Below are 23,720 nucleotides of genomic sequence, written 5' to 3'. Positions count from 1 at the left end.
GGAACTGGCCAATGGATATTCTTCAGATCGTCGGCTTGGGACTGGCTGTCACCTTTCTTGCACTCATTTTAAAAGAAAAAAATCAAGCATTTGCGTTAATCGTATCGCTTGTCGCCGGTGTATTTATTCTGCTTATGATGGTTGATCAGATCCGTCTAGTCATGGATATGTTGAACAATATGGCGCAAAACGCACACCTGAATAATGTTTATGTAGCCACAATACTAAAGATTATTGGGATTGCTTATATTTCCGAATTCGGCGCGCAAATCGCCAAAGATGCTGGACAAAATTCGATTGCAGGTAAAATTGAATTAGCCGGTAAACTGATTATTCTTGTCATGGCGATCCCAATATTGACGGCTATTGTCGATACGGTTATGCATCTAATGCCGCAAATGGGGGGTGGTTGAGTTGTCACTTGTCGTGAAAAAGAGAGGTGGTTATATTCTTTTTATCATGGTGACTGCCTTTTTTCTCGTGCTTTGTGCGGACAAGCCTGCATATGCCGACCAACCCAATCAAGTTATTAATAAATGGTCAGATCAGCAGATGGATAAAATTGATACAAGTCAGATCGAAGAATACTGGGATAAGGTTGTAACCGATTATGGGGGGTTCTTGCCAGAAACGGAGCCTAATTTTAAAGACTTTGTGCATTCAAACAAGCAAAGTTTTTTTAAGAAGCTCATTGATGGCATTGTGGACTATTTTCTGCATGAGCTTGTGGTAAGCAGTAAATTGCTTGGTACATTAATTCTGCTTACCGTTTTCTCCACATTGTTGCAAACCATTCAATCAGCATTTGAACATAAAGCGGTCTCAAAGGTTGCCTATCTTGTTGTTACATTGGTTCTGATAATCTTGCTTCTTAACAGTTTCCGACTTGCTATAGGTTATACGACTGACACAGTGAACGCGATGAGTCAATTTCTGGTCGCACTCATTCCGCTCATCTTTGCCTTAACCGCCGCAACCGGCGGGCTTGCATCGGTCGCTTTTTTTCACCCGCTCATCATTTTTCTTGTGAATGCGTCCGGTTGGCTGATTTCATCGTTTGTCCTCCCGCTGCTTGTTATGTCTGCGCTGCTCGCGATTGTGAGCACTTTGTCGGATCACTATAAGCTCACAAGGTTGAGTGAATTGTTCAAAAATGTGGCACTCTTTACTTTGGCAGGCTTTTTTGCCATATTTCTAGGCGTTATATCGGTTCAAGGTGCGGCAACCTCCATATCTGATGGATTAATGGTGAAATCCGCCAAATTTTTCACGGGAAATTTTATTCCGGTTGTCGGCAGGATGTTTACAGAAGCTGCCGACACAGTGATGGGCGCATCAGTACTGCTCAAGAATACAATCGGTATTGCAGGATTGTTGATCCTAATTTGTATTACCATTTTTCCACTTTTAAAAATATTGTCGCTTGCCTTTATTTATAATTTAGCAGCAGCAGTTCTGCAGCCGCTCGGCGGCGGTCCCGTTATTGACTGTTTGGTTATCATGGCGAAAAGCGTCTTTTACTTATTTGCATCGCTCGCTGTTGTCTCCCTCATGTTCTTTCTTGCGATTACGATCATTGTTGCTTCAGGAAATCTCTCGCTGATGGTGCGATAGGAGGCGCAATTGTGAGTTATCTCATTAACTGGGTATCGGAAATAGTTTTGATTGTCCTTTTCGCTGTAATTCTCGAATTACTTGTTCCGTCGGGAGTCTTTCAAAAATATACCAAATTTGTCATTGGACTTGTACTCATTGTTGCACTTATGGATCCGGTCATTCGTTTATTTCAAGTGGATCCGAGCAGCCTTCTCCAAGGTCTTAAATCAGAGCAAAATGATTCATCGATAAAAAGTGAGACAGCTCGTCAAAAAAATGAAATACAAAAGGCACAAGCCGCATATATTCAAGAACAAGTGGCTGTCCGTATGAAAAATCAAGTAAAGGAGGAGTTGAATGAGAAATACGGATTGCAGATCACAGATATTGCATTATCTGGCCAAAAAGTTGTTGGACAAGAACTGTCATTGGGTAAGGTTACAGTCACCATCGGGAAATCGGAACAAAACCATCGTAGTCAAGAATCCGGAATTCGGACCATTCAACCCGTTAAAAATGTATCCATCGACTTAGGAAAAAACGAATCTGAAAAAAACAAGGTACATGAATCCAATGAGGTGAAAAGCGTCCGCTCCTTCCTTGCCAAACGATGGGAACTCAGTCAGAGCCTCATCAAAGTAAATCGTGAAGGAGGGAAGAAAAGCCCTTGAAAAGATGGATTGAGCGTATAGCCCGTTTGTTCCTTGGTGGAAAGGATACAGACGGGAAGCCTGTTAAAAATACAAAAGGAGCTTTTATAAAATTGACCATGCTCGCACTGGTCGGCATGGCACTTTTAGCGGCTAATCACTATTTCTCAGGAAGTCAGACAAGTCAAAAACATGAAGTCAAACAAGCGTTCAGCACGAAGGATTCAAAGACGCTTTCGAACATTAAGACAAGCAGGCAGCAAGGTTCTATGACATCAATTGAAAAATATGAAACCTATGTGAATCAAAATCTAAAAAATATATTAGAACAGATTCGCGGCGTATCAAATGTGTCCGTCATGGTGAACTTCTCTTCAACAGAAAAAAAAATCTATCAAAACAATATCAAGACACAGGACAATCAAACGAGTGAGACGGATCAAAAAGGTGGAAAACGTGTGGTCAGTCAGCGGGATGAGGATACGGAGGTGGTTATGATTGATCAAAATGGCAGTAAAATTCCTGTAGTTATTGGTAAAGAACAACCGACTGTCCGCGGCGTCATCGTTGTTGCTCAAGGTGCGCAGCAACCTACTGTCAAGGTGCAAATTATGGATGCAGTTGCAACTGTATTGGACATTCCTTCTTACAAGGTAAAAGTGTTGGAGAAAAATGAATGAGGGGGCAGTAAACATGATCAAGAAACAAACTGTTTGGCTACTGACTATGCTAAGTTTAATCGTTGTATTATCGGTGTACGCGTTGTCCGCACCAGGGAACAACTCTGGTCAAGATGCGCAATCTGCCGCCGAAAAGGCCAAGCCTGCCACAGCCGATGTGAAAACAGGAAAAACAGTAACCGCTACTGCTGCAGCGACAAAATTGGCAGATATAGAATTGAGTAAAAATGATGAACGTGCACAATTAGAAAAAAAGTACGAAAATGTGATTGCATCTAAAAACAGCTCAGCAAAAGAAGTGAGCTCGGCATACGACGCCATGGCGAATCTGAAAACATTGGCAGATAATGAAACGATGCTTGAAGATGTTGTTCAATCAAAAGGATTTAAAAACAGTGTGGTAAAAACGAGTGGAAGCCAAGTGCAAATTTTTGTGGATTCAAAAAAATTAACAGATAAACAAGCAAATCAGCTTATTCAACTAGCTAATGAATATCTAGGCACAGGCAGAGTAGTGAGTGTCACCTATGCCCTTAATGAGAAGTAAAAAGAAAATCAAATTATTGAAGATTTTTTGAACAAAATTAGGTAGAATAGAAACTGTTGCAATTTCCTGCGACAGTTTTTTTGTGCGATCCGGAACATTTTATACAAGTTCTTCGTAGGACTTAATGGCTATCATTTCCGGAAAATGAGTAAAATAAAAATACGTTTCCCAAACAAATTACCTTGAGTTCAGTCATTGAAACAGGAATGATATGGATGATATGCTATAATTGAGAACAAAGGTACGGGACAAAGGAGTGCTGGATTTGTTAAGTATTGAAGACATTAAAGCATTAATAAAGGAGATGGACTCATCTTCAATCAGCGAGTTGAAATTTGAAGCAGAGGATGCAAAGATCACCTTGAAAAAGGCCGAAGCATTCGCAGGAAAGGCAGTCCTTCAAGCTGTGCCGCAGATCGCAAATATACAGCCTGCTGCAGTTCAGCCGGAAGCTGCTGCGAGTGCGCCAGCAGAAAATACAACAGCAGATGAGACAACGGATGATTCATCACTGCATAAAATTACGGCTCCGATGGTCGGAACCTTTTACTCTTCTTCATCTCCGGATTCAGGCGCTTTTGTTAAAAAGGGTTCAAAAGTAGACAAGAAAACAGTCGTCTGCATTGTTGAAGCAATGAAACTCTTCAATGAGATTGAAGCGGAATGCAGCGGAACAATTGTTGACGTTCTTGCGGAGGACGGACAACTTGTTGAATACGGTCAACCATTATTTCTGGTCAAGGAAGATTAAGGAGTTTATTATTCATGATAAAAAAAGTTTTAGTTGCCAATAGAGGAGAGATCGCGGTTAGAATTATCCGCGCATGTAAAGAATTAAACGTAGAAACGGTCGCAATTTATTCGCAAGCCGATAAGGAGGCACTTCATGTCCAGTTGGCTGACGAAGCCTATTGCATCGGACCGAATGCGCCTAAGGACAGTTATCTGAGCTATACGAACATGATCAGTGTTGCGATGCTGACAGGCTGCGACGCTGTTCATCCCGGCTATGGCTTTCTTTCCGAAAATGCTGACTTTGCTGAGATGTGCGAGGAGTGCAACCTTTTGTTCATTGGCCCTTCCTCTGAAGCAATCAGTAAAATGGGCATCAAGGATATTGCCAAACAAACCATGAAAAATGCCGGGGTACCTGTTGTTCCAGGTTCAAATGGGGTTATCAGCAGCGTTGAGGACGGAGTGAAGATCGCCAATGATATTGGTTATCCGGTCCTGATTAAAGCAACAGCCGGCGGCGGTGGAAAAGGTATCCGTGTCGCCCAGAATGAAAAAGAATTACGGCATGGCATTACCATTACACAGCAAGAAGCGGACACTTCCTTCGGCAACTCAGGAGTTTATATTGAAAAATATATTGAGGATTTTCGTCATGTGGAAATCCAGGTACTTGCTGACACCCAGGGGAATGTAATCCATTTGGGCGAACGTGATTGTACCATCCAAAGGCGTCTGCAAAAATTGCTGGAGGAATCACCGTCACCCGCACTTAATGAAGCCAAACGGCAGGAGATGGGAATGGCTGCTGTTCGTGCTGCTCGTGCCGTTCACTACCGTAGTGCCGGTACGATTGAATTTATTTATGAACCAAACGGCTCTTTTTACTTCATGGAAATGAATACGAGAATACAGGTGGAGCATGGCGTCACGGAAGCGGTAACTGGTTTGGATCTTGTGAAGGAACAAATTCGGATTGCTTCAGGTGAACCCTTATCGGTAAAACAAGATGATATTCACCTGAATGGTCACGCAATTGAATGCCGTATCAACGCTGAAGACTCTGAAAAGAATTTCATGCCGTCTTGCGGACGCGTGGAAACCTACCTTGCTCCCGGAGGACCCGGAGTGCGCGTGGACTCAGCAGTATATCAAGGCTATTTCATTCCGCCATATTATGATTCAATGGTATCGAAGGTCATTGCGTATGGAAAGACAAGAGAGGATGCAATCGCAATTATGCGACGTGCACTTGGAGAATATGTGATTGAAGGAATTAAAACAACGATTCCCTTCCATCTGCAATTGTTGCAGCATCCGGTTTTTGAAAGTGGAGCCTTCAATACTAAATTTTTGAAAAAGTACCCGCTTAACGAACAAAGCTAATTATGGAGGTGTGACATTCATGCCCGAAAACGAAAATCGCACAATAGAAGTTGAGGAACAACAAGAGGATCTAGGCAGAATCGAGATTTCTCCTGAGGTCATTGAGGTCATTGCAAGTCTTGCCGCTGTTGAAATAGTCGGTGTCAGTGATTTACATGGTAATTTTGCTTCAGGAATGGTCGAGAAACTGAGCGGACGCAATTATCGAAAAGGCGTTAAAGTCGACTTGACCGATGACGGCATAACTATTGATGTTCAATTGACGATGAACTACGGTGTCTCCATTCCTGATGTTGCTGAGAAGGTACAGGACAACATCGTACAGACGCTGAAACGGATGACTGCACTTGATGTTCACGAAATTAACATTCATGTTGTGGGTGTCCGTTTTGACCACAAAGAAAAGACCGGTTCCGAGATTGATTAAGAAGCAAAGGGTAGAAGCTTTCCCTTTGCTTCTTTACATGTCTTGTGAACGAATGGAATCAGCGACAACATAATATGTTTTGTTAAGTTAATATTAATGAGAGTATGAAATTGAAAGGAAGTCAGTAATGAACCGAAGAGAAGCACGTAAAATGGCGCTCCAGGCCTTATTCCAGATGACGCTCAGTAAGACGGATCGAGCGATGGCGCTCGAAGCTGTCAATGACAGCGGAAAACCAATTGATTCATTTGTCGATCGTTTATTGGATCAAACCTTGAAAAATGAAGAGGATATAGACCAACTGATCAGCAAACATTTGCAAAACTGGTCACTGGATCGCATAGGGAATATCGATAAAACAATTTTACGAATTGCGGTATGCGAAATTCTCTATTTTGATGATATACCGATCACCGTCTCCGTAAATGAAGCGATTGAGTTATGCAAAATTTATAGCGATGAACAAACAAGAAAGTTCGTGAACGGCGTTTTATCAGGTATTTCCAAGGAAATTGAAACGAAAAGTCTATAATGCAAAAGGATGGTTGACTGATGGGTGCACAACGAATTGATGGGAAATTGATCGCTACTAAAAAAAGACAAGCGATGAAATCTCAAATTGAGTCGATGAAACAACAAGGATATGTCCCCGGACTAGCTGTTATTCTTGTAGGAGAAGACCCTGCATCCATTTCCTATGTTAAAGGCAAAATTCGCGACTGCAAAGAGGTTGGCATTTATTCTGAATTAATTCAATTTGACGTAACGGTATCGGAAAAGCAAGTGCTTGAGCAGATAGAAATACTTAATGCGAATGACAAGATACATGGACTTTTAGTCCAATTGCCGCTTCCTGATCATATTTCCGAGCAAAAAGTCATTCAAGCGATCAGTCCTGAAAAAGATGTTGACGGTTTTCATCCGATCAATGTCGGCAGACTGGTGACGAAACAGGAAGGCTTTGTTTCATGTACACCAGCTGGAATTATTGAAATGCTAAAAGCAATTGATGTGCCGATATCCGGGAAACATGTCGTTATTGTCGGTCGAAGCAATATAGTCGGGAAGCCTGCCGCTCTTCTTTTCCTAAATCTTGATGCAACGGTTACGGTTTGTCATTCAAAGACAAAGCCTCTTTCAAAGTATACGAAGCAGGCAGACATCTTGGTTGCCGCAGCGGGAAGCGAAGCACTTATTCACGCAAATGATATTAAGCCGGGTGCAATTGTTATTGATGTCGGTATGAATCGCAGTGCTTCCGGAAGGCTTGTCGGTGACGTAGCATTCGAAGAAGTAAAGGAAAAAGCAGGTTACATCACACCGGTTCCCGGCGGTGTCGGACCGATGACCCGAGTGATGCTCCTCGAAAATACATTAATTGCTGCAATGCGTCAACATGAAAAGGCGGGTAAGCAATAATGGAAAATGATCGATATATTAGCGTTACCAAGCTGACTCGATATATAAAACAATTAATGGAGACCGATGGAAATCTGCAAAATATTTGGTTGCGCGGTGAGATATCAAATTTTAAACGACACTCTCGGGGTCATCTTTATTTAACAATTAAAGACAAGAATTCAAGAATACGCGCAGTCATGTTTGCAGGTAATGCGCGTCAACTAACCTTTGAACCGCAAGACGGCATGAAGGTTCTCATTCAAGGTTCTGTTGCTCTTTACGAACCTTATGGGGAATATCAAATTTATATTCGCGATATGGAGCAAGACGGATTGGGCAAGCTTTATCTTGCCTATGAGGCGTTGAAAAAAAAGCTTCAGGAGAATGGGATGTTCGATCCTTCATTAAAGAAGCTCATCCCTGAAGTTCCATATGAAGTGGGCATTATTACCTCAACGACCGGAGCTGCTATTCGTGATTTATTCACAACGATTAAGCGAAGGTTTCCCGCAGCAAGGATTACCGTATTTCCTGTACTCGTTCAAGGCGCAGAAGCTGCTCCTTCAATAGCGTCGGCTATTAATCAGGCAAATCAAATGCTTGATCTTGATGTACTGATTGTCGGCCGCGGCGGCGGATCAATTGAAGATCTGTGGGCATTCAATGAGGAGATCGTTGCCGAAGCAATTTTCAAATCGCGGATTCCGATCATTTCTGCAGTCGGGCATGAAACGGATTTTACCATTGCTGACTTTGTCGCTGATAAACGTGCACCTACACCTACGGCAGCAGGTGAATTTGCGGTTCCGAATCGCGTTGATTTGGAGCGGAGAATCGATCAATCGTCTACACGATTAGTGCAGGCGATAACCGGCAAGCTTCGTGAAGAAAAGCTGCGTCTGCATCGTATGCAGCAGTCATACGCATTTCGCTATCCGGGACAGCTTATTCTGCAAAAGGAGCAAGAGTGCGACAGACTGGTTGAACGGTTGAATAATGCGGCAAATGCGCAGCTTCTTCGAAAACGCGAACGGATTGCGATGATTGACCGCTTATTAGGTCAGAGCGGACCGCAGCAGCTAGTCACGAGAGCAAAACGTTCCTTAGCTGATCAGCAACAGCAATTAATACGGGCTCTTAAGATCTTTTGTAAAGAGCGGGAAGCTCGTTTTGATAAGCTCGTTACTCACCTGAATGGTTTAAGCCCGCTTAAGATCATGAGCCGAGGTTATGGACTTGCCTTTAATGAAAAAGAGCAATTAATCAAGTCGGTGCGTGAGGTTGCACCTGGCGATATGTTTAATCTTAAGCTGCACGATGGAAAAATAGACTGCCAGGTTTGGGGTATTGAGGAGGCGGATGAACATGTGTGATTCAATGAATATCAATCAAAAAGAACCTGTATTTGAGGAAGCAATGGACCAACTGGAACAAATTGTGAAGCAATTGGAAGAAAATGATGTGCCTCTTGAAAAGGCGATCGGGCTTTTTCAAGAAGGTATGGCACTTTCAAAGCTGTGTCATGATAAGCTTGAAACGGTCGAAAAAAAGATGGATCAGCTCATAGGACCGAATGGCGAAACAAAACCATTCTCGGTCCAGGGAGATGACGAACAATGACTAAGTTGCTGAAGACTTATATGGCGGATAAAAAGGCATGGTTTGAAGCACAGCTTCCCATGCTTTTTCAAAATGCGGTCATTACTCCGAAATTGGAACAATCGATGCTCTATTCATTAGGAGCAGGGGGAAAAAGAATTCGTCCAATATTGCTCTTTGCTACCTTGCATTCATTGGGAAAAGCAGAAGAGACTGGCTTAAGTACTGCACTTGGTTTGGAAATGATACATACCTATTCATTAATTCATGATGATCTCCCGGCAATGGATGATGATGATCTGCGGCGCGGGAAGCCGACAAATCATTGCGCTTTTGGTGAAGGGACAGCCATTTTAGCCGGTGACGGTTTATTAACCGCAGCCTTTCAATTGATCGCAAACGATCAAATTATTGATGAAAAGACAAAAAATATGCTTGTTTATCTGCTTGCAAAGGCTGCCGGACCTGAAGGAATGGTTGGCGGTCAGGAAGACGATCTCGAAGCAGAGGATAAAAAGCTTAATCTAAATGAACTCATGTCCATTCACAGAAGAAAAACAGGACAACTCATACGTTTTCCGGTAGAAGCCGCAGCTGTGATTGCAAAAGTTAACGAATCGGAAAAACAGGCACTCATCCGCTATTCGGAACACCTTGGACTCGCCTTTCAGATCGGCGATGACATTCTTGATATTATTGGTGATGAAAAAGCGCTTGGGAAGCCGATTGGCAGTGATGTCGCCAACCATAAAAACACATATGTCAGCCTTCTCGGTATGAATGGTGCTAAGGAAAAGCTCGAGCATGAAGTAAATGCTTCACTTGCTGAATTAAGAGAAATAGAGCTCAAGAATGGTTTGCTTTCCGATCTTGCAAGCTATTTGCTTCATCGTACCTATTGACATCAATACGACAATGTTTGAGCCAATGTCGAATTTATGATAAACTTAAGCGTAATAAATTGATGGTGCAGTATTCTAGTCACTCTACTTTACTTGAAGACGGGGCTAAAAATCCGTCAAAGGGCACATCGATGAAGTTCCTGGTACCGGCTTAAGGCGCCCAGCTTTGGGCTCGTGCTGGGAGTAAAGGGCGTAGGGCGATCCGCAACGGCATGTGGGCGAAGACCCTGCGCCCGTGGAGACACGTACGTTGTTTGCTTGAAATGGCAATGACTATGTGGAAAACCTGTTTCGTAAAGCGAACAGCGTAGCCTGCCTTGAGTGGGAAAGAGGGGATGGTCGGCGCATAACTTTGAACTACTTGGCCGGTACGAGAAGGGGCGCCTTCCTGAAATCAATTCTGCAAAAGAGGCTAGAGTAAAGTTTCAAGAGTGCTTGAGGAAATCTCCTAGACTGTCTGCAAATCTGCAGCATTTGAAAAGGATTATAGTGCGGTCTGAGTGGCGTTCCAGTTCGGTGCGCGGCGACGACATCGGCCGAGTTTTAATAGGAAACTGCCTGCTTGGCAACAACAGGTAACTCGGCGGGAAAACCTACTGGACCTAAGCCGCAATGTTTACTTTTCAAATGACCTCGCTACATAATTCAGACCAAATAGAAATAAGATATTTTTTAAGGATGTGAAACGTCCGTTCTGCGATCGATTGAATGAGGATGGAATACTCATGAAAAACGAGCTTAAAAAAGCATTAAAATGGGCGGTGCCTTTAGCTGTTATCACGTTTGTGCTAGCGGCTATTTTTTCAATTGTATCAACTGCGGTACTCAGTAATGCCAACGTAATTAGTGGAACTATTGTCGTTCTTGTCATTATTCTTATTGCTCTCTTTTTTGATATAATCGGTGTTGCTTCTACAGCTTCCAGCGAAGCACCTTTTCATGCAATAGCATCAAAGGGGATGAAAGGTGCAAAATATTCGGTTTGGCTGACAAAAAATGCTGACCGTGTTAATACATTTTGCACCGATGTTATTGGCGATGCAAGTGCAATAATCAGCGGTACAGCTGCGTCAGTCGTTGTAGTAGAAATGATGGCGCTGCTCGTTTACAATAAAAGCGGGGTTGTTGAATATGTCATATCCGTGATCGTGACAAGTTGTGTCGCAGCTCTGACTGTTTTTGTGAAGGCACTGGGCAAGGGATTTGCAATTAAAAATTCAACGAAAATCATTTATAAAGTCGGATATGTCATGTATTTTGCTGAAGATCATCTGCATATTCCGATACTTATGATTCTTGATACGAAGAAAAAAAAGAGCAAGAAGAGAAAATCGGCAAAAAAGGATGTGTGACATTCATGGATGTTTCAAAAATTAAGAATCCAAAACTTCTTAAAAAAATGTCCGTCAATCAGATGAACGATCTCGCCGGCGATATTCGCTCTTTTCTTATCAAAAAGCTGTCAAAAACCGGAGGACATCTTGCGCCGAATCTTGGCGTGGTTGAGTTAACGCTTGCACTTCATAAAGTATTTAACAGTCCAAAAGATAAATTAGTTTGGGACGTCGGCCACCAATCCTATGTGCATAAGATCTTAACAGGAAGAGGAGACCGTTTTGACTCGCTAAGACAATATAAAGGTCTGTGCGGATTTCCAAAACGCAGTGAGAGTGAGCATGATGTTTGGGAAGCAGGACATAGTTCGACGTCTCTTTCTGCTGCACTTGGCATGGCGGTTGCGCGCGACCTGAAACACGAAAACTTTGAAGTTGTTGCAGTTATTGGCGACGGTGCATTAACAGGCGGGATGGCGCTTGAGGCGCTGAACGATATTGGACATCAGAACAGGAATATGATCATTATTCTGAACGATAATGAGATGTCGATAGCACCTAATGTCGGTGCACTTCATAACATGCTGAATCGGATTCGCTCGGCGAATAAATATAATAAGGCGAAAGAAGATCTTGAGTATCTTATGAAGAAGATTCCCGCGTTTGGCGGCAAGATTGCTTCTGTTGCTGAGCGTTTAAAAGATCGGCTGAAATATTTGCTCGTATCCGGAGTGTTCTTTGAAGAATTGGGGATTACTTATCTCGGTCCGGTTGACGGACATAATTTGAATGCACTCATGGATAGTTTCAACTATGCAAGAAAGAAAAAAGGTCCGGTCATTATTCATGTTTTGACCCAAAAGGGCAAAGGCTACAAGCCTGCAGAATTAGACGAAATCGGCACATGGCATGGGACCGGCCCATATAAAATAGAATCGGGAGCATTTATCAAACCGATTGCGGCAGCTCCGGCGTACAGCAAGGTCGTCAATGACACCTTGCAGGAGCTTGCCCGTGCAGATGAACGAATTGTTGTTATTTCTCCCGCTATGGTTGTCGGCTCGAAACTTGAGGGCTTTGGTAAAGAATTCCCTGATCGGTTGTTTGATGTAGGCATCGCCGAGCAGCATGCGGCAACTTTTGCTGCCGGCTTAGCAACACAGAAAATGAAACCTGTATTAGCTATCTACTCAACATTTATGCAACGTGCCTATGATCAGATTTTACATGATATTTGCAGGCAAGACTTGAATGTTGTGATTGCTGTGGATCGTGCCGGCTTGGTCGGCGCTGATGGAGAAACGCATCAAGGTATTTTTGATATCGGCTTTTTGCGCAGCTTGCCTAATTTAACCATTATGATGGGCAAGGATGAGAATGAACTGAGAAACATGGTTTACACGGCAATGAACTATAATCAAGGGCCAATTGCTCTTCGTTACCCACGAGGAAACGGTATTGGGGTCGCGATGAACGAACCTTTACATGAGATTCCAATTGGTACTTGGGAAATAATGCGCAACGGGTGCGACGCAACAGTGCTGGCGTTCGGACCGATGCTGCAGACGGCATTAACTGCAGCTAAGCAGCTTGAGGCGGATGGTATTCAAGTACAAGTTGTAAATGCGCGGTTTATAAAGCCGCTTGACACTCAGATACTGTCTGAGCTTGCTGAGAATGGCGGACCGATTTTAACTGTTGAGGAAGGCATACTTGCCGGAGGATTCGGTTCAAGCATATTGGAATATTTCCATGATCAAGGCTTTTACGATTTAGTCATTGAACGAATGGGCATTGATGATTGTTTTGTTGAGCATGGCAGCGTTAACGAATTATTACACGAACTAGGGTTAACCAGTGAGCAGATCAGCATTCGAGTGAAACAAATAATAAAGGATCAGACGAGAACAAATAGAATTAGGAAGGTCATTACTTCATGAAAGATCGGGAACGGATCGACGTCCTTCTTGTTAAAAAAGGATTGTTTGAATCGCGGGAGAAGGCACAACGAGCAGTTATGGCAGGCATGGTTTATCACGGCGATTTGCGAATTGATAAACCGGGCAGCAAAGTTGACAGTACACTTGAGTTAAACATTAAAGGTAATCCGCTTCCATATGTTGGGCGCGGCGGACTGAAACTTGAAAAAGCGCTTAAGGTGTTTGATTTGGATCTCAATGGAGTTCTAATGCTCGACATCGGGGCATCAACAGGCGGTTTCACAGACTGTGCACTCCAAAATGGTGCAAAAAAAGTCTATGCACTTGATGTCGGATATAATCAATTAGCTTGGAAATTACGCAGTGATCCGCGTGTTATTGTTATGGAAAAAACAAATTTTCGTTATTGCACTCCTGAAAATTTTCAAGAAGGTCTTCCGGAATTCGCATCGATTGATGTATCATTTATCTCGTTGAAAAAAATTCTGCCTCCATTAGTCGATATTTTGAAGCAAAATGGAGAAGTCGTTGCACTGATCAAACCGCAATTTGAGGCGGGGAGAGATGAGGTTGGAAAAAAAGGGATTGTCCATGATCCGAAAGTGCATTTATCGGTTGTGAATGAGATCCTTCAATTCGCACTCGATTGCGGCTTTTCACTGCTTGACCTCAGTTATTCGCCAATTACAGGAGGAGATGGAAATATAGAATTTTTGGCCCATCTCCGCTCGAATAAAGGGCAAGCTGTCAATTTGCTGCAGGAATCGCCCGAGGAAGTTGTCCGCTTGGCTCACCAGAATTTTAACCACAAAGATAATAAGGCATAAACCTGATAATGGGTATGCTTTGTTATCTTTTTTATATGATCTCCAAAATTTTACGCTAATATATTGACGGTTTGAGTTGAACAAGAGACAATAGATGTGAGAACGAGTGTTCGAATCAGAGGGGTGAATCCTTGATGTTAGCAGAACTTCAAATCATAAATTTTGCAATTATAGACAAACTTAATGTGTCGTTCGATAATGGATTGACAGTGTTTACCGGAGAAACAGGTGCCGGAAAGTCGATTATTATTGACGCCATTGCATTACTTGCAGGCGGACGCGGGTCAGCAGAATATGTGCGGCATGGTACGCAAAAAGCAGAACTTGAGGCGTTGTTTGATATAGAGGGTCAGGAAGCTGTTTCACACTTGCTTGATCAATTAGGAATGGATCAGACAGACGGGCAGCTCATTATAAGAAGAGAAATTTCTCGAACGGGAAAAAGCGTCTGCCGAATAAATGGCAAGCTGGTCACCTTATCCATTCTTCAGCAATTTGGGGAACGACTCGTTGATATTCATGGTCAGCATGAGCATCAGCGGCTTTTGGATGTCTCCAATCATATTAGCTTTGTTGATCAATATGGTGGCGCAGTAATCTCTAAACTTAAGCATGCTTATTCTGATGACTATAAACATGTTGCAAAACTTGCGGAAGAGTGCAGTAAATACAATCGTGACGAGAAAGAAATTGCTCAGAGAATCGATCTGCTTCAATATCAAATCGGCGAAATCCAATCGGCAGAGTTAAAATCCGGTGAAGAAGAACGAATTCTTGAAGAAAAAAGAAAATTAATGAATTTCGAAAAGGTGTTCCACGCATTAGAAGTAAGCTATCAGGCGTTAGGCGGAGAAAATGCCGGATTGGATATGCTTCGACTTGCTTCGGGCAGTTTGGATTCAATTCGGGACTTGGATCCGGAGCTTGCTCATTTTTCCGAATCGGTATCCAATTGCTATTATCTTTTGGAAGAACAGACCTCAACGATCCGATCATATTTAGAACAAATGGAATACAATCCGAAACGTCTGGATGAGATCGAGACGCGATTGAATGAAATTCATTTTTTAAAAAGAAAGTATGGCAACACCGTTGAAGAGATTTTGAGTTATTTTGAACAAATAAAAAAAGAACTTAACGAACTAAATTCACGAGATCAAAATTTTGATGCGCTGAATGAAGAGTTGAAAGCCGCTCTAAGCTCGCTTAGAGAAAAGGCAGTGCAATTATCGACAGCAAGAAAAAAAACGAGCGGAAGACTTGCTCAGGCTGTTAACCGCGAATTTAAAGACTTGTGCATGGAGCACGCATTAATTGAAATCCATATTAAGATGAACAACAGTCTTGAGTCTTTTGCAGGATTTGATGTGAACGGAATTGATCAGGTTTCTTTTTATATAACAACCAATCCGGGAGAACCGTTCAAGCCGTTGGCAAAAATTGCTTCTGGCGGTGAATTATCCCGAATTATGCTGGCACTTAAAACCGTATTCAAGAAAATTATCGGCTCGGTTACCATAATATTTGATGAAGTCGATACAGGCGTCAGCGGAAAGGCTGCACAAGCAATGGCTGAAAAGATCAGCAGCTTGGCCCAGAATGCACAAGTTTTCTGTATCACTCATTTGCCGCAGGTGGCGGCGATGGCAGATCGTCATGTTCTGATTGAAAAATATATGACCAAAGATCATCGGACCGGTACTCATGTGAAAAAGCTGAGTGACACGGATAAGGTTCGTGAAATCAGCAGGATGATTTCAGGACCGGAGATGACTGACCTTTCTCGCCAACATGCCCAAGAATTGATTCGGATGGCGGATAAGGTCAAGCAATAAAAAAGGTTGGGATACTCATCCTTTACTGGAATTAATCGTTTTGTCGGATAGCTCATAATTCTTCTTTGCTCAGGCAACTTTAATAAATGCACAAAACAAGGTGCGGGTTCGGAGCGAGGAGAGTGAGTTATGACAAATAGGAAAAAAATGGGCATTGTGATCGCGATTATTCTGCTCAGTTGTTTAATCATTAGTTCAGGTGTCAAAACAGAGCAATTTGTTTTCCATGCATGGCAGAGTGCAGGATCAATAAATTCTGAGCACTTTCAGTCGGATACTCAACTGACAAGTGGATCGCCGATCACGATGCTGGTCAAAAAGAAAAAAGTTCGTGCTATTCGTAGATCTAAGGAAATGAGAAATGCGATTGCCGTATCGAACCATACGGCATTGCCCGCCAATGTATCTGATAAAGACATACGGTTGATACCAGGCGGGCAGTCTATAGGCGTACAGCTCAGCACCAAGGGAGTGCTTGTTGTCGGTTATCATCTTGTTACAACAACAGGCGGTGAGGAGTCTCCTGGAGAATCAGCAGGCATTCGAGTCGGTGATGTCATTACAAAAATAAATGGTAAATCAATGCAGTCCATCACAGATGTGCGTCGGCTGATGAGGGCTGCTAAAAGCGGGGATCAGCTTCAAGTCACTTTAATTCGCCAACGAACGATGGTGAAGAAGCATTTGATACCGATCATGGATGCACAAAATCGTCACTGTCAAATGGGGCTTTTCATTCGAGACTCCGCCTCAGGAATCGGCACGATGACCTTTTACGACCCGAATACCGGTTCATATGGCGCGCTTGGACACGTGATCTCTGATCGGGATACAGGGCAGCCGATTATGGTTAAAGACGGACGAATTGTCCGCTCGATTGTCCAGGCTATTGATCGGGGCAGAGAAGGAAAACCTGGAGAAAAGATTGCTTTCTTTCCGGAAAATGCGGTCAGCATCGGATCCGTTTCCAAAAATACTCCATTTGGCATTTTCGGAAAAATGGAGAAAAATTACATGATGCGTTCGGAAATGATGAACGCAGCGCTTCCGATTGCAAAGGCAGAACAAGTCAAGGAAGGACCGGCAAAAATTCTTACAGTCCTTAACGGTAATAAGGTCGAAGCTTTTGACATTCGAATTCTGAATTCAATCCCGCAAAAGCATCCGGCTACAAAAGGTTTAGTCATAAAAATTACCGATCCGAGATTGCTTAAAGCAACCGGCGGTATTATTCAAGGAATGAGCGGGAGTCCGATCATTCAAAATGGAAAATTAGTCGGCGCTGTCACACATGTTTTTGTCAATGATCCGACAAGCGGTTATGGTGTGCATATCGAATGGATGATTGACGAAACAAATGTGAATCATGGTCATCAAGTAATACGTAAAGAGATGGCAAGCTAATCATAAAAAAGTATTCGACAATCGCTTGTCATTATTTGTTGAAAAAGTGCGAAATGAGTAGCATAGCCTGCTTTCAGAAAGAAAATGCAAGAAAAAAATAGATTGAAGTGAAAAAGAATAAAAAGGAAACTCTTCCCTCTTGTCGAAAAGGATACATATAGAAATTCGACAAGGGGGATTTTGTGTTGCAAAAGATTAAAGTTTGCTTAACTGACGATAACCAAGAATTAATTATGTTGATTACTGAATACTTAAAAACTCAAGATGACATTGAAGTTATTGGCACTGCGAGCAATGGTCAGGATTGTCTTGAAATGCTGAAAACCATTTCACCCGACGTCCTTTTATTAGATATTATCATGCCGCATCTTGACGGAATTGGAGTTCTAGAACGTATTCATTCGGATTCTGAACTTTCGAAACCAGGTATAATTATGCTCACGGCGTTTGGTCAAGAAGATGTCACGAAGAAGGCTGTAGATTTAGGTGTATCTTATTTTATCCTTAAGCCATTTGATATGGAGAATCTAGCCAATCATATTCGTCAAGTTGCCGGGAAAAAAGCACTCAATCCAGTTTTTTCGCCGCAAACGAGCACGCTCCAACGCCCCTCTGCATCAGATAAAAAACACGATCTTAATGCCAGCATTACCGACATTATTCACGAAATCGGAGTACCTGCGCATATAAAGGGTTATATGTATCTTCGCGAAGCCATTTCGATGGTTTACCATGATATCGAGCTTCTGGGCTCAATTACGAAAGTCCTCTATCCTGATATTGCCAAAAAATATAAAACAACGCCAAGTCGCGTTGAAAGAGCGATTCGTCATGCAATTGAAGTTGCTTGGAGCAGGGGAAATGTTGAATCCATTTCAAAGCTGTTCGGCTACACAGTATCTATGTCTAAAGCAAAACCGACAAACAGCGAGTTCATCGCCATGGTCGCCGATAAATTGAGGATCGAAAACCGTGCCGAAGAATCCATGCGGATTTTGTGAAGTAAAGGATTATTTTAGAATTCTAAAAGTCAATGTAAAGCACTTCATTTGTTTAATTTACAAGTGGAGTGCTTTATTTTGTTTTTAAACTAATGATGGTGAATGTAAATAAAAGTGTGGTATGAGTCCGTGGACATTTCTTAAGGAGGATAATTATAATGTTTTATTCAAATGCAACCATTTTAATTTGCTGAATCGTGTGGCTAATTAATGACTCTTAAATTGTTTGAAAAGAAAATGAGACAAGAAATTAATTTTTATGGTATAGTTTACTTTGTCAAAAAAATTGCTAACCGTTTTCATTTTGTGACGTACATAGAAGTCAACTGTTGAAAACAAACATGATCAATAGGCACACGTTTGCTTTCATTTGATCATTGTGAAGCTTTGGAAGGTGTGGAAGATTTGACAGGTCTCATGATTTCGCTTATTCCGGCACTCCTTTGGGGAACGCTTCCGCTTGTCAGCGCAAAAGTGGGAGGAACACCGCATCATCAGGTGTTTGGAATGACGATCGGTGCATTATTTTTTTCAATTGCTCTTTTTTTCTTTATGCCGCCGCAGCTCAATGCTACGGTCATTACGGTGAGTCTGTTATCAGGACTTTTTTGGGCTGTTGGACAATTTTATCAGTTTGCGGCAATGAAAATTCTCGGTGTCTCGAAAACGATGCCACTTTCTACTGGAATGCAGCTTGCGGGAGCAGCATTATGTGGAATTTTTATTTTCCATGAATGGGATAGCGCTTTTCGAATGATAATAGGTATATCTGCATTAATGCTGATTGTTATTGGTGTTTTGCTCACATCGAGAGAGCGGCGGTCCAAAGGGCAGTACATTAATTCAATGTTTAAAGGACTTGTGTTTCTAGTTATATCTACCCTTGGGTATATATCTTATCTCGTCATTCTCCGCTCGTTTCAGATTGATGGATGGTCGGCAATACTTCCTCAATCAATTGGTATGATTATCGGGGCGGTCATTCTGTCAGGCAAAAAAGTGAAAATGCTTCACAATCGGCACACCGCATTTAATATTATTTCAGGATTGATGTGGGCCGGAGGCAATCTTGCCCTTCTTATTGCCACAAAGCTAGAAGGGGTCGCCATCAGTTTTTCAATGTCACAAATTGGAACGGTGCTTTCTACATTAGGCGGGATCTTTATTCTCGGTGAAAAAAAGTCAAGAAATCAGATGGTACTTCTACTTATAGGATGTGCTATGATCATTTTTGGCGGCGTTCTTTTAGGAATGACAAAAAATTAAATCACTTGGAGAGTTAAATTGATTTCAATTTTTTAGCTGTTAGGCCATGACATGAGTGGAAATGAATGATAAAATATAACTAAGCTTTTTGAAGAATCTTGTCATCTGAAGAGATGAAAACGGTTCTTTAAAGATATTGCAGGTCAATATATTATTGGATCCTGTTCAATTCAAATATTAAGCAAATGAATGGAGCGAGTAGAAAAATGGAAAAAACGTATGTAGTCACTGATGAAACGGGTATTCACGCACGTCCGGCAACCGTGCTTGTAAGTGAAGCAAGCAAGTTTGAATCGAATATCAACATCGAATATAATGGCAAGAAAGCCAACCTGAAGAGTATTATGGGTGTTATGGCTCTTGGCATTATGCAAGGTGCAGAATTCAAAATTGTTACGGACGGCTCAGACGCTGACGAAGCATCTGCTGCAATCGGCAATGTTATTTCAGCTCAGGGCATTGGTAAAGAAAAATAATGCTCACCAGATAAAAAGAAGCGGATTTGAGGATTTCCTCAAATTCGCTTCTTTTTTTACGCCTTTGAAACGGCGGGTGTTTGTTTCTTAATTCTTTGGAGCAACATGTGTGAGAAATAGGTTTGTACAATTAAAAAGAGCCCGCCTACAACCCAATAAAGCGGCAGTGCAGCTGATGTCGACAAAGATGCAAATATGATCATGATCGGAGACATTAATCCAATCCACTGAAGTGAAGATTGCTGCTCAGCACCGCCAACGTTTGGCATCATTTTTTGACTGATTTTAAACTGCAAGAAATAAACAACACCGGCGATAATCGTAAGTACTAAATCTGTGTGTCCCAAACTAAACCAGAGAAAATGATGCGTTGCAATCTCATGTGAACTTCTGATGGCATAATAAAATCCCATCAATATCGGCATCTGCACAATAATCGGCAGACATCCGACCGCTGAAAACGGGTTAACATTATGCTTTTTATAGAGTCCCATCATTTCCATTTGAATTTTTTGTTTTTCTGCAGCGTCTTTGGTTTCTGACATTCTTTTTTGAATGTCGTTTAATTCGGGTTTCAACTTGTCCATTTTCTGCTTAACGTCAAATTGCCGGACGTATTGCCGTATCATTAATGGAGCCAACAGTAAACGGATCAAGAGTGTCAGAACGATAATGGCCACACCATAACTATTTCCAAAAAAAGATGCGGTACTTTGGATCATCAATGTAAAAGGTTCAATGAGCATATTCATAGATTCGGTTCCCCCCAGCATTTTTAAGAAGCAATTAACTGAATGCTAGGAGGGAACAGTGGTCCTTCGAATCTGATTGTTTGGAATCTCTGCGTCTGACCGTTCGAACGAGACAGAACATAACATGTCTCATTTCCGCATTCAAAGAACTGAAAACCAATGCAATTGGCATACATGCGCCGGAAGGCACGCCTTTCTGCATGTACTTATTGAACTGAGTGCGTTCGGTCCGGAATGAGTGTTGAATGATGTAAAATGAGAGTTCCAAGGCGATCAGAAGCGTGGGGAACACTGGATCATTTAATAAATAGGCACAAAAATCCAGCGTAGCGGTCACCTGCCTCTCTAAAGATTCTATAAAACATCATACCATGAATGACTGGCGCGTAGAACCTTAAGTATAGGCATAAAATGCCCTCCGACAAAGTGACGGAGGGCATTGATCATGTTAATAATAAGGATTTTTTATAAAAGAATCAACGGAGTTAGGATTGGTGCGAATACAAGAGTGAATATTGCTGCAAGCACCATAGCAAGGCTTGCGGCTGCGCCTTCTTCACTGCCAAATTCAAGCGCTTTTGAGGTGCCGGCACCATGGGCTCCCATGCCTAAGAGCAATCCCTTTGCCAATTTTTCTCTGATATGCAAAGATCGGATGATCATTGGGCCCAGAATCAAACCCGTAATTCCGGTAACGATGACAAAGATAGCTGTCATCGTCGGCATCCCGCCAATATCAACGGACACTGCCATTGCGATCGGCGTAGTTATCGAACGAGGCAGCAGACTAAGTAAATAGTTGTCATTTAATTTTACGAGATGACTAAATACACCAGAACTCAGTATTGCAATTGTAACACCTGAGCTCATGCTGATTGCAATGATCTTCGCATATTTTTTCATGACCTTGCGGAATTTATAGAGCGGTATGGCAAAACCAACTACAGCAGGCTGAAGCATATTGCTTAACCAACGTCCACCGCTGTCATAATCTGAATAATCTATATGAAACCCAACCAACATGGATGAAAGGATGCATGGGGCAATAAGCAATGGTGAAAGGAGTGCAAATCTGATTTTTTTGTACAATTGTTTTGATAAGAGATAAACAAGAACCGTGAGCAGGATGCAAATGAATGCAATCATTTTTCAATCTCTCCCTTTTTATTTGCCAGCCTGCGAATAGAAAATTGGGCGACTAGACCTGTGACAATCATGACTGTAATTGTGCTTAACAAAATCACAAACAGAAACTGTGAACCATGCTGAAGAATTTCATCTTTGTACTGAATAATTGCGACTGCAGAAGGAACAAAAAAAAGGAGCATTTCAGACATTAAAAAACCAGCTCCGAGTTCTATTGCAGACAACTTCAAAATTTTGAAGTGTAGTAGGGCAAGAACGATAAAAAGCCCAATAATACTGCCGGATACCGGCAAATGCAACCACCTGACCAAAATGTTACCAAGCAAAGCAAATAAATATAGATAGCAAACCTGGAGAGCCACGCGAAAAAGCTTTAACAAATTACAGACACTTCCTTATTTATGAACAAACGAATGTGATCTATGTCACAGTGTATTATACAAAAGTTAAATTTACAGGTACAATAGATTTCGAGAATACTTGTATTCCTTTCACCTATAGCTTGGAGGCGGTGACCACGGATATTAAACATCTTCACTACTTTTTAGAAGTAGCTGTAAGAAAAAGTTTCACAAAGGCAGCACATCACCTTTATGTAACACAGCCGACGATTAGTAAAATGGTAAGAGATATAGAGGATGAACTTGGTATGGTGTTGCTTGATCGCACCGGAAAAGAAATTGAATTAACTGATGCAGGAAAGATTGTTTTTGAACAAGCGCAGCAAATTGTTCAATCCTTTGCTCATTTGTCTGACGAATTAAGCGATTTGACTCATGCTAAAAGAGGAAAACTGACAGTCGGGCTTCCACCGATGATCGGAATTCATTTTTTTCCCTCGATTCTCAGTCAATTTCGCAAGGATTTTCCTGGGATCAGCCTTCATATTGCAGAATATGGTGCTAAAAGGGTTGCTGATTGTGTAACTGAGGGATTGTTAGAAGTGGGGGTCACAGTTGGAACTGTTAATGAAGAATTTTTTAACTCATTTGTTTTTTTTGATGACTGTTTGCGTCTTGTCGTGAATGCATCGAATCCGCTGGCTAATAGGTCCCAAGTGGCCCTGGAAGACCTTCGTGATGAACATTTTATTTTATTTCCAGAAGATTTTGCTTTGCGTGGAATGATTATCAATTGTTGTAATAAAGCTGGTTATCAACCAAAAATTGTATTCGAAAGTTCACAGTGGGAGTTTATTGTGAAGATGGTTTCTGAAGGATTCGGCATTGCATTTTTGCCAGAGCGTATTATTAAAAAATTAGAACAGGAAACAGCGTCAATCGTTACACTTCCGATAGAAGATTCTGAGCTTAATTGGCGACTGTCAATGATATGGAAGAAAAACCACTATTTATCTTATGCGGCACGAACATGGGTATCAGAAACGCGAGCCGCCTTAGATTGTATTAATTGAATGAAGGATTGTGCTCAGAATAAAACGTTGAAATTAATCGTTGACAGTTTGATTCAACGATGGTATATTGTAAAAGTTGTTCCCATCGATGTTATGCTTTTTTGTTGACTTTTGATAGGACAAACAATATAATTATTTATAAGCCATCGAAATTGTGTGTTGACAAGAAACAGTCGATATGTTAGACTGTTCAAGTTGTCTCTTAAAAGCAGATGGCTAAGAATGTTCCTTGAAAACTGAACAAAAGCCAAGCGTGATATAAGGGTTTTAAACCCCATAATCAATTCAATTTTGCTATGGATCTTATGAGCTTCCACAGGATGTGGTGATTTCTGCGTTGTGTACAGGACGTGCACGACTTTAGCAGAAGTTCCACTCTTTGGAAGTACGACAATAAGTATTAAT

General features: G+C 41.8%; 25 protein-coding genes. 22 read left to right on the top strand and 3 right to left on the bottom strand.

Annotated features, from left to right (window positions below; genetic code table 11):
• The first annotated feature begins 11 nt into the window (after nt 1-11).
• The 21 genes from spoIIIAD (at nt 12) to NOM01_RS15990 (ending at nt 20,003) form a co-directional block, all read left to right on the top strand.
• Nucleotides 12-413: a stage III sporulation protein AD gene (spoIIIAD, locus tag NOM01_RS16090; RefSeq protein ID WP_255749585.1), complete on the top strand. Its 402-nt coding sequence runs from the start codon at nt 12-14 to the stop codon at nt 411-413.
• Nucleotides 414-459: 46 nt separating this feature from the next.
• On the top strand, nt 460-1,614 hold the full coding sequence (gene spoIIIAE / locus NOM01_RS16085; RefSeq protein ID WP_370646186.1) for a stage III sporulation protein AE: 1,155 nt from the start codon (nt 460-462) through the stop codon (nt 1,612-1,614).
• Between the two features lie 11 nt (nt 1,615-1,625).
• The gene (spoIIIAF, locus tag NOM01_RS16080; RefSeq protein ID WP_255749583.1) at nt 1,626-2,267 is read left to right on the top strand and encodes a stage III sporulation protein AF; all 642 of its coding nucleotides are present in this window, start codon (nt 1,626-1,628) and stop codon (nt 2,265-2,267) included.
• Complete coding sequence (spoIIIAG, locus tag NOM01_RS16075; RefSeq protein ID WP_255749582.1) at nt 2,264-2,926, top strand: stage III sporulation protein AG; 663 nt, start codon at nt 2,264-2,266, stop codon at nt 2,924-2,926. Before spoIIIAF ends, spoIIIAG begins: the two co-directional genes overlap by 4 nt.
• Before the next feature lie 13 nt (nt 2,927-2,939).
• Nucleotides 2,940-3,473 carry a SpoIIIAH-like family protein gene (locus NOM01_RS16070; RefSeq protein ID WP_255749581.1) on the top strand — a complete coding sequence of 178 codons (534 nt, stop codon included), beginning with the start codon at nt 2,940-2,942 and terminating at the stop codon, nt 3,471-3,473.
• A 265-nt stretch (nt 3,474-3,738) separates the two neighbouring features.
• Nucleotides 3,739-4,224, top strand: a complete 486-nt coding sequence (gene accB / locus NOM01_RS16065; RefSeq protein ID WP_255749580.1) for an acetyl-CoA carboxylase biotin carboxyl carrier protein — start codon at nt 3,739-3,741, stop codon at nt 4,222-4,224.
• Between the two features lie 14 nt (nt 4,225-4,238).
• Nucleotides 4,239-5,591: an acetyl-CoA carboxylase biotin carboxylase subunit gene (gene accC, locus NOM01_RS16060; RefSeq protein WP_255749579.1), complete on the top strand. Its 1,353-nt coding sequence runs from the start codon at nt 4,239-4,241 to the stop codon at nt 5,589-5,591.
• Between the two features lie 19 nt (nt 5,592-5,610).
• A complete protein-coding gene (locus tag NOM01_RS16055) occupies nt 5,611-6,018 on the top strand; it encodes an Asp23/Gls24 family envelope stress response protein (protein ID WP_255749578.1) in 408 nt (135 codons plus the stop codon).
• 127 nt (nt 6,019-6,145) lie between these two features.
• Entirely contained in the window at nt 6,146-6,550 is a 405-nt protein-coding gene (nusB, locus tag NOM01_RS16050) for a transcription antitermination factor NusB (RefSeq protein ID WP_255749577.1), read from the top strand.
• A 20-nt stretch (nt 6,551-6,570) separates the two neighbouring features.
• Nucleotides 6,571-7,437 carry a bifunctional methylenetetrahydrofolate dehydrogenase/methenyltetrahydrofolate cyclohydrolase FolD gene (gene folD, locus NOM01_RS16045; protein WP_255749576.1) on the top strand — a complete coding sequence of 289 codons (867 nt, stop codon included), beginning with the start codon at nt 6,571-6,573 and terminating at the stop codon, nt 7,435-7,437.
• Nucleotides 7,437-8,792, top strand: a complete 1,356-nt coding sequence (gene xseA, locus NOM01_RS16040; RefSeq protein ID WP_255749575.1) for an exodeoxyribonuclease VII large subunit — start codon at nt 7,437-7,439, stop codon at nt 8,790-8,792. The genes folD and xseA overlap by 1 nt, the downstream gene beginning before the upstream one ends.
• Nucleotides 8,785-9,039, top strand: a complete 255-nt coding sequence (xseB, locus tag NOM01_RS16035) for an exodeoxyribonuclease VII small subunit (protein ID WP_255749574.1) — start codon at nt 8,785-8,787, stop codon at nt 9,037-9,039. The genes xseA and xseB overlap by 8 nt, the downstream gene beginning before the upstream one ends.
• Nucleotides 9,036-9,920, top strand: a complete 885-nt coding sequence (locus NOM01_RS16030; protein WP_255749573.1) for a polyprenyl synthetase family protein — start codon at nt 9,036-9,038, stop codon at nt 9,918-9,920. The genes xseB and NOM01_RS16030 overlap by 4 nt, the downstream gene beginning before the upstream one ends.
• Before the next feature lie 725 nt (nt 9,921-10,645).
• On the top strand, nt 10,646-11,272 hold the full coding sequence (locus NOM01_RS16025; protein ID WP_255749572.1) for a hypothetical protein: 627 nt from the start codon (nt 10,646-10,648) through the stop codon (nt 11,270-11,272).
• A gap of 5 nt (nt 11,273-11,277) precedes the next feature.
• On the top strand, nt 11,278-13,194 hold the full coding sequence (dxs, locus tag NOM01_RS16020) for a 1-deoxy-D-xylulose-5-phosphate synthase (RefSeq protein ID WP_255749571.1): 1,917 nt from the start codon (nt 11,278-11,280) through the stop codon (nt 13,192-13,194).
• The gene (locus tag NOM01_RS16015; protein WP_255749570.1) at nt 13,191-14,021 is read left to right on the top strand and encodes a TlyA family RNA methyltransferase; all 831 of its coding nucleotides are present in this window, start codon (nt 13,191-13,193) and stop codon (nt 14,019-14,021) included. The genes dxs and NOM01_RS16015 overlap by 4 nt, the downstream gene beginning before the upstream one ends.
• 134 nt (nt 14,022-14,155) lie before the next feature.
• Nucleotides 14,156-15,856 (top strand): DNA repair protein RecN, encoded by a 1,701-nt coding sequence (gene recN / locus NOM01_RS16010; protein WP_255749569.1) that lies wholly within the window; start codon nt 14,156-14,158, stop codon nt 15,854-15,856.
• Nucleotides 15,857-15,985: 129 nt separating this feature from the next.
• On the top strand, nt 15,986-17,260 hold the full coding sequence (gene spoIVB / locus NOM01_RS16005) for a SpoIVB peptidase (protein ID WP_255749568.1): 1,275 nt from the start codon (nt 15,986-15,988) through the stop codon (nt 17,258-17,260).
• 185 nt (nt 17,261-17,445) lie between these two features.
• On the top strand, nt 17,446-18,261 hold the full coding sequence (spo0A, locus tag NOM01_RS16000) for a sporulation transcription factor Spo0A (protein WP_255749567.1): 816 nt from the start codon (nt 17,446-17,448) through the stop codon (nt 18,259-18,261).
• 396 nt (nt 18,262-18,657) lie between these two features.
• On the top strand, nt 18,658-19,527 hold the full coding sequence (locus NOM01_RS15995; protein ID WP_370646181.1) for a GRP family sugar transporter: 870 nt from the start codon (nt 18,658-18,660) through the stop codon (nt 19,525-19,527).
• A gap of 206 nt (nt 19,528-19,733) precedes the next feature.
• Nucleotides 19,734-20,003, top strand: a complete 270-nt coding sequence (locus tag NOM01_RS15990) for a phosphocarrier protein HPr (RefSeq protein WP_255749565.1) — start codon at nt 19,734-19,736, stop codon at nt 20,001-20,003.
• Between the two features lie 56 nt (nt 20,004-20,059).
• Here the strand turns inward: NOM01_RS15990 and yidC are convergent, their stop codons facing one another.
• From yidC to NOM01_RS15975, 3 genes are all read right to left on the bottom strand, one after another.
• Nucleotides 20,060-20,755, bottom strand: a complete 696-nt coding sequence (gene yidC, locus NOM01_RS15985) for a membrane protein insertase YidC (protein WP_255749564.1) — start codon at nt 20,753-20,755, stop codon at nt 20,060-20,062.
• Nucleotides 20,756-21,220: 465 nt separating this feature from the next.
• Nucleotides 21,221-21,901, bottom strand: a complete 681-nt coding sequence (locus tag NOM01_RS15980; protein ID WP_255749563.1) for an LrgB family protein — start codon at nt 21,899-21,901, stop codon at nt 21,221-21,223.
• On the bottom strand, nt 21,898-22,281 hold the full coding sequence (locus tag NOM01_RS15975) for a CidA/LrgA family protein (RefSeq protein WP_255749562.1): 384 nt from the start codon (nt 22,279-22,281) through the stop codon (nt 21,898-21,900). Before NOM01_RS15975 ends, NOM01_RS15980 begins: the two co-directional genes overlap by 4 nt.
• Before the next feature lie 131 nt (nt 22,282-22,412).
• Between NOM01_RS15975 and NOM01_RS15970 the strand changes: the two genes are divergently transcribed.
• On the top strand, nt 22,413-23,315 hold the full coding sequence (locus NOM01_RS15970) for a LysR family transcriptional regulator (RefSeq protein ID WP_255749561.1): 903 nt from the start codon (nt 22,413-22,415) through the stop codon (nt 23,313-23,315).
• Nucleotides 23,316-23,720: the final 405 nt, after the last annotated feature.

Source organism: Sporolactobacillus sp. STSJ-5, assembly GCF_024385605.1.
GTDB lineage: Bacteria > Bacillota > Bacilli > Bacillales > Sporolactobacillaceae > Sporolactobacillus.
This window is presented reverse-complemented; position numbering and strand designations above follow the sequence as displayed.

What these genes read in the sequence shown, in the direction of transcription:
- NOM01_RS15990 (WP_255749565.1), top strand. Translation starts at nt 19,734, where the DNA reads ATGGAAAAAACGTATGTAGTCACTGATGAAACGGGTATTCACGCACGT.
- recN (WP_255749569.1), top strand. Translation starts at nt 14,156, where the DNA reads ATGTTAGCAGAACTTCAAATCATAAATTTTGCAATTATAGACAAACTT.
- NOM01_RS15980 (WP_255749563.1), bottom strand. Translation starts at nt 21,901, where the DNA reads ATGATTGCATTCATTTGCATCCTGCTCACGGTTCTTGTTTATCTCTTA.
- yidC (WP_255749564.1), bottom strand. Translation starts at nt 20,755, where the DNA reads ATGAATATGCTCATTGAACCTTTTACATTGATGATCCAAAGTACCGCA.
- NOM01_RS16055 (WP_255749578.1), top strand. Translation starts at nt 5,611, where the DNA reads ATGCCCGAAAACGAAAATCGCACAATAGAAGTTGAGGAACAACAAGAG.
- xseB (WP_255749574.1), top strand. Translation starts at nt 8,785, where the DNA reads ATGTGTGATTCAATGAATATCAATCAAAAAGAACCTGTATTTGAGGAA.
- NOM01_RS16025 (WP_255749572.1), top strand. Translation starts at nt 10,646, where the DNA reads ATGAAAAACGAGCTTAAAAAAGCATTAAAATGGGCGGTGCCTTTAGCT.
- xseA (WP_255749575.1), top strand. Translation starts at nt 7,437, where the DNA reads ATGGAAAATGATCGATATATTAGCGTTACCAAGCTGACTCGATATATA.
- dxs (WP_255749571.1), top strand. Translation starts at nt 11,278, where the DNA reads ATGGATGTTTCAAAAATTAAGAATCCAAAACTTCTTAAAAAAATGTCC.
- spoIIIAD (WP_255749585.1), top strand. Translation starts at nt 12, where the DNA reads ATGGATATTCTTCAGATCGTCGGCTTGGGACTGGCTGTCACCTTTCTT.
- spoIVB (WP_255749568.1), top strand. Translation starts at nt 15,986, where the DNA reads ATGACAAATAGGAAAAAAATGGGCATTGTGATCGCGATTATTCTGCTC.
- folD (WP_255749576.1), top strand. Translation starts at nt 6,571, where the DNA reads ATGGGTGCACAACGAATTGATGGGAAATTGATCGCTACTAAAAAAAGA.
- NOM01_RS16015 (WP_255749570.1), top strand. Translation starts at nt 13,191, where the DNA reads ATGAAAGATCGGGAACGGATCGACGTCCTTCTTGTTAAAAAAGGATTG.
- nusB (WP_255749577.1), top strand. Translation starts at nt 6,146, where the DNA reads ATGAACCGAAGAGAAGCACGTAAAATGGCGCTCCAGGCCTTATTCCAG.
- NOM01_RS16030 (WP_255749573.1), top strand. Translation starts at nt 9,036, where the DNA reads ATGACTAAGTTGCTGAAGACTTATATGGCGGATAAAAAGGCATGGTTT.
- NOM01_RS16070 (WP_255749581.1), top strand. Translation starts at nt 2,940, where the DNA reads ATGATCAAGAAACAAACTGTTTGGCTACTGACTATGCTAAGTTTAATC.
- accC (WP_255749579.1), top strand. Translation starts at nt 4,239, where the DNA reads ATGATAAAAAAAGTTTTAGTTGCCAATAGAGGAGAGATCGCGGTTAGA.
- spoIIIAE (WP_370646186.1), top strand. Translation starts at nt 460, where the DNA reads ATGGTGACTGCCTTTTTTCTCGTGCTTTGTGCGGACAAGCCTGCATAT.